8 protein-coding genes are annotated in these 8,643 nt (G+C 46.8%); 6 read left to right on the plus strand and 2 right to left on the minus strand.

Annotation, left to right across the window (positions count from 1 at the left end; translation table 11 throughout):
• Positions 1-97: 97 nt before the first annotated feature.
• Positions 98-3,328 carry a DNA topoisomerase (ATP-hydrolyzing) subunit B gene (gene gyrB, locus RIM23_RS03785; RefSeq protein WP_446364583.1) on the minus strand — a complete coding sequence of 1,077 codons (3,231 nt, stop codon included), beginning with the start codon at positions 3,326-3,328 and terminating at the stop codon, positions 98-100.
• 197 nt (positions 3,329-3,525) lie between these two features.
• Here gyrB and miaA point away from each other — a divergent pair, with 197 nt between their 5' ends.
• From miaA to RIM23_RS03810, 5 genes are all read left to right on the plus strand, one after another.
• Positions 3,526-4,455 carry a tRNA (adenosine(37)-N6)-dimethylallyltransferase MiaA gene (gene miaA / locus RIM23_RS03790; RefSeq protein ID WP_446364585.1) on the plus strand — a complete coding sequence of 310 codons (930 nt, stop codon included), beginning with the start codon at positions 3,526-3,528 and terminating at the stop codon, positions 4,453-4,455.
• Positions 4,456-4,744: 289 nt separating this feature from the next.
• Complete coding sequence (locus RIM23_RS03795) at positions 4,745-4,873, plus strand: hypothetical protein (RefSeq protein WP_446364587.1); 129 nt, start codon at positions 4,745-4,747, stop codon at positions 4,871-4,873.
• Positions 4,873-5,553, plus strand: a complete 681-nt coding sequence (locus RIM23_RS03800; protein WP_446364589.1) for a carbonic anhydrase — start codon at positions 4,873-4,875, stop codon at positions 5,551-5,553. The genes RIM23_RS03795 and RIM23_RS03800 overlap by 1 nt, the downstream gene beginning before the upstream one ends.
• Positions 5,554-5,728: 175 nt before the next feature.
• Positions 5,729-7,198, plus strand: coding sequence for a glycolate oxidase subunit GlcD (glcD, locus tag RIM23_RS03805; RefSeq protein WP_446364591.1), 1,470 nt, complete (start codon positions 5,729-5,731; stop codon positions 7,196-7,198).
• A gap of 289 nt (positions 7,199-7,487) precedes the next feature.
• The gene (locus tag RIM23_RS03810; RefSeq protein WP_446364593.1) at positions 7,488-8,306 is read left to right on the plus strand and encodes a hypothetical protein; all 819 of its coding nucleotides are present in this window, start codon (positions 7,488-7,490) and stop codon (positions 8,304-8,306) included.
• Positions 8,307-8,316: 10 nt separating this feature from the next.
• Here RIM23_RS03810 and RIM23_RS03815 read toward each other — a convergent pair whose 3' ends face one another.
• A complete protein-coding gene (locus RIM23_RS03815) occupies positions 8,317-8,487 on the minus strand; it encodes a hypothetical protein (RefSeq protein WP_446364595.1) in 171 nt (56 codons plus the stop codon).
• On the opposite strand from RIM23_RS03815, the gene RIM23_RS03820 reads away from it, so the two are divergent.
• Positions 8,486-8,626, plus strand: coding sequence for a hypothetical protein (locus tag RIM23_RS03820; protein WP_446364597.1), 141 nt, complete (start codon positions 8,486-8,488; stop codon positions 8,624-8,626). The genes RIM23_RS03815 and RIM23_RS03820 overlap by 2 nt on opposite strands.
• Positions 8,627-8,643: the final 17 nt, after the last annotated feature.

An 8,643-nucleotide genomic window follows, 5' to 3' on the forward strand; every position in this document is an offset into this window, starting at 1 on the left:
GGGAAAAAGGGGGAAAAAAGGGGGATACCAAAGGATGCGGGAGCTTTTTGTTCCATGGGGGATGGGAGGGGGATCTAAACCTTGCTAAGAAAGGTAGTTAAATATCCAGATCCGCTAAATCGAGTCGGGCGCCATAGGTTTCAATGAATTCCCGGCGAGGTGCAACCCGATCGCCCATGAGAACGGTAAAGATGCGATCAGCTTCCGCTGCATCTTCGATCTCCACCCGCTTCATTGTCCGCGTTTCTGGGTTCATCGTGGTATCCCAGAGTTGTTGTGGCATCATTTCACCCAACCCTTTAAACCGTTGGATGGTGTAATTAGCGTTAGCGGGGAACTCATTTTGAACTAAGTTGGTGAGTTCGCGATCGCTATAGCAGTAGTAATGATTGCGTCCACGTTCTACTTTATACAATGGCGGACAAGCAATGTGGATATACCCCTGATCCACTAATGCTCGTTGATAGCGATAGAAAAAGGTAAGTAACAGAGTACGGATATGGGCGCCATCTACATCAGCGTCCGTCATAATTACGATGCGGTGGTAACGCAGATTAGAGGGGTCAAACTCCTCACCTTTGATACCCAAACCTAGTGCCGTAATCAGGGACTGAATTTCTGTGTTCTTGTAAATTTTGGCATCATCAGTTTTCTCGATGTTGAGAATTTTACCCCGCAGAGGTAGAATCGCTTGGAATTGGCGATCGCGTCCTTGTTTGGCACTATTGTGAACAAAAATGCCACTGGCTAGGGCAAAGTTATGGGTGTGGGGAACTTCAATATCGTAAACATCCACTCGTTTTTCTAGGCGTTCGATGGCAACAACCCGATGATTGTAGTTGGCAACAGCTTCGCGAGCGAGGGTTTCATCACCCTGGAAATAACGCTGACAGAACGTGTCAAATCGCAACATCGACTTATCACGAGTTTGGATGCGGTAGGCATTGTAGGCGTTAAGATCCAGTTGACCTTGCTCAATTTCAATTTGTTTTAGAGCTGCCAATGTTTTGCGATAGTAAGTTTGGTGCAATGTGGCTAAACGCTTGGTGCGAAATTCAGGTGTCCATTGCTCCTGTGTCTTTTCTCGCCGCCATTCCAGTAAAGTCTCATCTTGCCACTGTTGCTTGGCTCGCTGGGAATGAGATTCCCGTGCGTCAGGATTATTGGCAAAATAGTTATGAACCCGTTCAGCTTGAGCCAGACGATTGGCTTCATCACTCCAATAGTCTTGCTGTGCTTGGTTGAGTTGTTGGTGATTGGAACAGCGATAGCTTTCGTTGCTGTTATAGAACTCACGCCATTTAGCCGCCATGTAAGCTTTGTAGGTGTCCGAATCCCACTGGGCTTTTGCCTGTTCCGACAGAATTTGCCGCGTTTGGGGTTGCTGCATTCGTTGACTCATTTTGGCGCGGAACTCTTCGGTGCGACGAGTAGCCTGACATTTATCCACTACATCAGGGCGATGTAGGGTATGTTCTAAATGTTGACGATGCAGCTTCAAGTGTTCATCAGCCGCCAAACGCCGGATATTAGTGGGATTATTGTTGTGTTTGTTGAAATCAAGATGATGGCAGTGATCTCCATCCCCTAACTTATAGATACCCTGCCAGCGGTTATACCAATCAGCTAACAGGTGGGTAAAAAGCCAACTATGGGAGCGAGGATTCCATGTCAGCTCGTAACCGTCAATGGTAATCCCCGGTTCACTCTTGTCCGACAGCTTGCGATAAAGGGGCATTAGGGAATCTTCAGGCGTGAGCAAGGCGGCGGCTTTGTAACTGCCATCTCGCAACATAAAGGGGTGATCCGGTGTACAAATCAGTGTTTCCCCATTATCCAGTGTCACCTGAATCACTTGGGCATTCGCCTTTGTCATCCGAGGGTTGATAATCCGTTCTAACCCAATCGTTCCATCATGGCGAATGGTGTAGCAAAAATGCTCTTTCCCCATCGCCTGTTCCGCCACAATGTCTTTGAAGCTGAGAGAACGCCCATCGGCTAAAGCCACCAGCGTATCGCCATCAAAACAACCGCCTGCACTATCCCCCTCAACGATGAAGATTTCGGATTCAGAGGGATCTCTGGAACTGCAATCGGCTAACTTACCCGGTAGGGGAGACGACTCCAATACAGACTTACGCCGTACCAACTCCCGCGCCCGACGCGCTGCTTCTGCGGCTTTAAAGGCTTGGATGGCTTTCTCTAAAACAGAATCAGCCACTTGAGGGCGAAATTCCAGGTACTCCGTCAACACTTCACCCACCAGGGAATCCACGATACCTCGGACTTCTGTATTCCCCAGTTTAGTTTTGGTTTGTCCTTCAAATTCAGGATCAGGGACTTTGACGGAAATAACTCCAGTTAATCCTTCGCGAACATTCTCGCCGCCGAGGTTAGCCTCACTGTCTTTAAGTTTATTCCGCTTGCGTGCGATCGCGTTTAATGTCCGAGTCAGAACTGTCTTTAATCCTTCTAAGTGTGTCCCACCGTCAATGGTACGGATATTGTTGGCAAATCCCAACAGGTTATCGCTATAAGCATCCACGCACCATTGCAGCGCCACTTCCACTTGCACATTATTCCGTTCACCCTGAACATAGATAATTTCTTGGTGCAGGGGTTCCTTCTCCCGGTTCATGTATGCTATATATTCCTGGATACCCCCCTCATAGTGGTAGCTGTCGATGCGTTCGGGAGAGATGCGGTGATCTGTAAACGTAATCCTCACGCCGCCATTGAGATAGGCGAGTTCTCGCAGCCGCCCTGCTACCGTAGAGTAGTCAAACTCGATCCCATTGCTAAAGATTTGCGTGTCCGGTTTGAACGTAACCGCTGTCCCCGTGCGATCTTCTTGACTGGGTTTGACAACCAAATCACCCATCGCAACACCGCGTTCGTAGCGCTGGGTATGAACCCGTTTCTCTCGCCACACCGTAACTTCCACCCATTCTGAGAGGGCGTTGACGACAGAAACCCCAACCCCGTGCAATCCGCCCGACACTTTATAACCGCCGCCGCCAAACTTACCGCCGGCGTGCAGCACCGTCATTACTGTTTCCAATGCTGATTTGCCGGTCTTAGAATGAGTATCTGTGGGAATACCCCGTCCATCGTCGGTAACGCTAACGGAACCATCGGCGTTGAAGTCAACTTCGATATGAGTGCAATAGCCAGCCAGCGCCTCATCAATCGAATTGTCTACAACCTCGTAAACTAGATGATGGAGTCCCCGTGGACCGGTAGAACCGATGTACATTCCCGGACGCTTGCGTACCGCTTCGAGACCTTCCAATACTTGAATCTGATCGGCACTGTAGCTACTTGTCATATCAGGGCTTCTCCAGTAAACGCTTTGAGCGGTTTATATGCTTTAAAATGACAAAACACTCAAAAATTCTAACACAAAAGGGTTATAGGCGGCTACAGGGTAATCTGAAGAGATATTTATAGAGGGGATAGACCGGGCTTGGGGTTGGGCAGAGGATCACAGGAGCAAGGAAAAATTTAACGAATGACAAATGACAAATGACAAATGACAAATATCCCCAACTCATTGTGATTGGTGGGGCGACGGCGACAGGGAAGTCGGGGCTGGCGTTAGAATTAGCGCAGCGATTAAATACCGTAATATTAAGCGCGGATTCCCGTCAAGTTTACCGGGAGTTTGATATTGGCACAGCTAAGCCTTCAGTAGCCGAACGACAGATAGTCCCCCATTACTTGATTGATATCTGCGCTCCCACTGAAACATTAACAGTAGCCGACTATCAGGAACAAGCCCAGGAGTTGATTGCGTCTCTCCCTTCGCCCCTATTACTGGTGGGGGGTACGGGTTTGTATATTAAAGCGATAGTCCGGGGATTAAAGATTCCCCGAGTTGCACCCAATGAAGACTTGCGATCGCAGCTTTGTGCTCTGGGTCAAACTCAATGCTATGAGTTCTTGCAACAAGTCGATCCCAGGGCGGCTGATAAAATTCATCCCCATGATCAAGTGAGAACATTACGGGCATTAGAAGTATTTTACATCACCGGACGCCCCATATCCAAGCAGCAAGGGGAAAATCCGCCGCCCTATCCCATTCTTCCAATCTGTTTGCAATGTCAAGACGCTGACTCTCTCACCCGCCGTATTGCCAAGCGCACCGAAATGATGGTGACAGCCGGATTAGTAGAAGAGGTGAAAACATTGGCACAGAAATATGGCTGGAATTTACCGCTTTTAGATACCTTAGGATATCGGGAAATGAAACAATATTTGATAGGTGAGATGTCTTTCTCCGAGGCAAAAGCGTTAACAGTTGTGCATACGCGACAATTTGCCAAGCGTCAGGTAACTTGGTTTCGAGCGTATCCAGAAATTGAATGGTTTGATGCGGATAGTCCAGATTTAGTTGAGAAGGTTTGGCGGCTTGTGCAGGAGTTTCTCGACAATGTAGCAATGAACTTAAGCTAGGTTAAATGGCACTAAAATAAGCATTTTTGGATCAACAAAACCTTGATATACCGTAGGGTGGGCATTGCCCACCAGCATACCAGTCAGCGCCATTCAAGCTAGGTTTGTAGTTGCGCTGTCTTCGCCATCAGCGTTTGCATCACTTATTACTAGTGGTGTAGCACAGCTAAAATTGTGGAATAGGTTGTAGGTTGAATTGACCCATGTTACTAAAGCGGAATCTAGGGCTTTAGCTTTTACTACAAGCCGACGCGATCGCTAAAATAATTTAGTATCAATTGCTACAAACTTGAGTCAAAATCGGCAAGAGATGCAAAAATCGAATCCTTTGATGATCATTACGGAAAAACAGTCTACCCATACCTCTAACTTTCCCCTAAACTGTGATAGTGTTATCGCCCAAGGAATGATTATCTGATGCGAAAGTTATTAAAAGGCGTCCATAACTTCCAAACCCACTACTTCACGAGCCACCGAGAACTCTTTGAACGCCTTTGTGAGGGACAACACCCCAGAATTCTGTTCATTACCTGTTCAGACTCCCGGATTGATCCGAATCTGATTACTCAAACTGAACCCGGAGAACTGTTTATTATTCGCAATGTGGGTAACATTATTCCACCTTATGGTGCCACGGCGGGTGGAGAAGGAGCGGCGATTGAATATGCAGTTGAAGCGTTAGGAGTTAAGCATATCATCGTTTGCGGTCACTCTCACTGTGGCGCGATGAAGGGACTCCTACAACTGGGAAATCTAACCGAGAAAATGCCTTTGGTACATGATTGGTTAAAATACGCGGAAGCGACACGCCGGATTATTCAGGAAAACTATCAAGATTCTGAAGGGGAAGACATATTGAATGCGACGATTGAAGAGAACGTTTTAACGCAGATTGAAAATCTGAAGACCTATCCCTCGATTCATGCCAAACTGTACCGGGGTCTGATTAATATTCATGCTTGGGTCTATAAAATTGAAACGGGTGGCGTTTATGTTTATAGCGCGGAACGATGCAATATCCAAGCTGAACATGAGGAGGAGAGTCAAGAATCCGAAAACTCCTATCTATCGCCTTTGCTTCAAACTAACCGCTTCTAAAACGGCGCAAAGCGAGAATTGTTAAGGTTAGGAGAGTTGGTCAAAATAAAGCTTGACTAAAAAAGCAAGATATGCATGGTTGAAATAAAAGCCTTGATTCCCTGAAAATAGTACTTTATCAATCCCTTTTTAATGTTTGACCTTTCCCCTAGCGGTACTCGTGAAATCTACATATATGACCCAAGCCAAGCCCAAACGGAACTGGAAACCCATTATCAAGGAATTTGAGGCAGTTATTGGTAAAAACGGTGTGGTTCGCCGCAAGGAGGAATTACTCACCTACGAATGTGATGGATTACCCAGTTATCGCCAACGTCCGGCGCTGGTGGTACTTCCCCGCACTACTGAACAAGTTGCTGCAGCTGTTAAACTGTGCGATCGCTATAATATCCCTTGGGTGGCGCGAGGTGCAGGCACAGGTTTATCAGGTGGTGCTTTACCGGTGGAAGATTGCGTCTTAATCGTCACCGCCTTAATGAAGCGTATCCTGGATGTTGACCTAGACAATCAACGAATTGTTGTTCAACCTGGAGTCATCAACAACTGGGTTACTCAAGCCGTAAGTGGTGCAGGATTCTATTATGCCCCAGACCCCTCCAGTCAAATTATTTGCTCGATTGGCGGTAATGTTGCCGAAAACTCTGGCGGGGTTCATTGTCTCAAATATGGTGTGACCACAAACCATGTTTTAGGCTTAAAACTGGTGATTCCTGATGGGTCAATTGTGGATGTTGGTGGCACCATTCCCGAAATGCCAGGATATGATTTAACCGGGGTATTTGTTGGTTCAGAAGGTACCCTGGGAATTGCTACAGAAATTACACTGCGAATTCTCAAAACCCCAGAATCCATCTGTGTAGTTCTTGCTGATTTTACCAGTATAGAAGCCGCAGGTGCAGCCGTTGCCGATATTATTGGTGCGGGGATTATTCCAGGGGGAATGGAAATGATGGATAATCTCAGCATTAATGCGGTAGAAGATGTAGTCGCGACAGGGTGTTATCCCAGAGATGCGGGAGCAATTTTGTTGGTGGAACTGGATGGGTTAGAGGTAGAAGTAAGTACCAACAAAAAGCGGGTGACTCAACTGTGTCAACAGAATGGAGCGCGAACCATTACCACAGCCAGTGACCCAGAAACGCGGTTGAAACTATGGAAAGGACGCAAAGCCGCGTTTGCAGCAGCGGGACATCTAAGTCCCAATTATTTTGTCCAAGATGGGGTGATTCCTCGGACGCAGTTAGCGCAGGTGCTCAAAGAAGTTGAAGCATTAAGTGAAAAGTATGGCTATCGGATTGCCAATGTTTTTCATGCTGGGGATGGCAATTTACATCCTCTGATTCTTTATGATGAATCAATTCCCGGTGCATTTGAGCAGGTAGAAAAATTAGGGGGAGAAATTCTGCGACTTTGTGTAAATGCTGGTGGAAGTATTTCTGGGGAACATGGGATTGGTGCAGATAAGAACTGTTTTATGCCCGATATGTTTAGTGAAGCGGATTTGGAGACTATGAAATGGATTAATCAGGTGTTTAATCCCAAAGGCTTGGCGAATCCGGGAAAGGTATTTCCCACCCCTCGCACTTGTGGGGAAGCCGCCAATGCTCAAAAGTCAGCCCAGTTTAAGGATGTGGAACGGTTTTAAGGTTTGTAGTAAGTTTGTAGTAAGCGCTTTAGCGCTATAAACGCTCGCATCTTAACGACAAACCTCTAAGAGGTACTTATCTGGGGCGCAAGCCTTCATCCGTGTCAATTTAAGATAAACACCCATGATAGTAAGCCTTTAGGCTATGTACCTTTACACCCTCATCCCCTAACCCTCATCCCCCCTAGATAAAAGAAGGGCGGGTTTAGTTACGCTAAGGGTTGTCTTCAAAACGTGATCAGTAAAACCCGCCCCTACACCCCAATAACTCCGCCCCCACTCCTTTGATATGAGCCAACCAGAATTCGCCAACAGTATCTTTCCAAGTTCCTATTACCTATTTTCGGTTAACTCTTTTCAGAGAAGATGTTGGCAATTTTGCTTAGGTTTTCTATGGGTTTTTGTACCCAGTTGGGGTGACTCCTATTGCCAAACTTTAGACACAATTCCAACCCCAATTCCAGACATAAACCTGACGGCTCAATCTGAAACCCCATCAAACTCAGCCGCCCAGGAATTGGAGTTAAGTCCAGAGATTATTGAGAATAGTCCCGTATTACAACGCTGGTTACAAGAGGTACCCAATGTTTTAGAGGAAATACGCCATGACCCCAGTTTTCGCACCCGCTTCCGGTTAGGCTATTCCCAGTTTCCCTCAACCGGACAAGCGGGGGGATTGAATATCGGTGTGGAAGATATATTTATCAATCGTAGCGGTTTCACTGTCAGTGGGGATTATCACACCTCATTTAATCGCGATCGCGAAGCTTATGGTGTAGACTTGCGGTACTATTTGCGTCCTTTGGGAAGTTATCTGAATGTCGCTCCCCTGGTAGGTTATCGCTATCTGGAGTCGAATAATTATACCACAGATGGCGTAAATATTGGTGTAAAATTGCAGTTAGTTTTATCTCGCACAGGTGCGGCTGATATATCTTTAACCCAGAGTTTTGTCTCCCCAGGGAGTGATGATGAAGTCGGTTTAACCACCTTGTCAGTTGGGTATGCGGTTACCCCAGACTTACGCTTATCCACCGATATTCAGAAGCAAAACTCGACAGAAGAAAAAGATAGTCGAGTCGGGATTATACTGGAGTGGATGCCTTAATTTTGCCGCGTTAATATAACCATGTTGTAGAGACGCGCCATGGCGCGTCTCTACCAAATGATACCAAAACCGGGTTAGCTACCCCTTTATAATCTAGTCCGCGCAGGCGGACGAAAGGCAAGTGTAGCAGCGATTTCAATCGCCTCTTGCTTATATAGTCACCATTGTAGAGACGCGCCATGGCGCGTCTCTACATAATGGCGCGTCTCTACATAATGGCGCGTCTCTACATAATGGCGCGTCTCTACATAATGGCGCGTCTCTACATAATGGCGCGTCTCTACATAATGGCGCGTCTCTACATAAATGATGTGTCCTAACAGCTATGGCGGTTGCT

The sequence above is a fragment of the Coleofasciculus sp. G3-WIS-01 genome, from assembly GCF_040223135.1.
Classification (GTDB): Bacteria; Cyanobacteriota; Cyanobacteriia; order Cyanobacteriales; family Coleofasciculaceae; genus Coleofasciculus.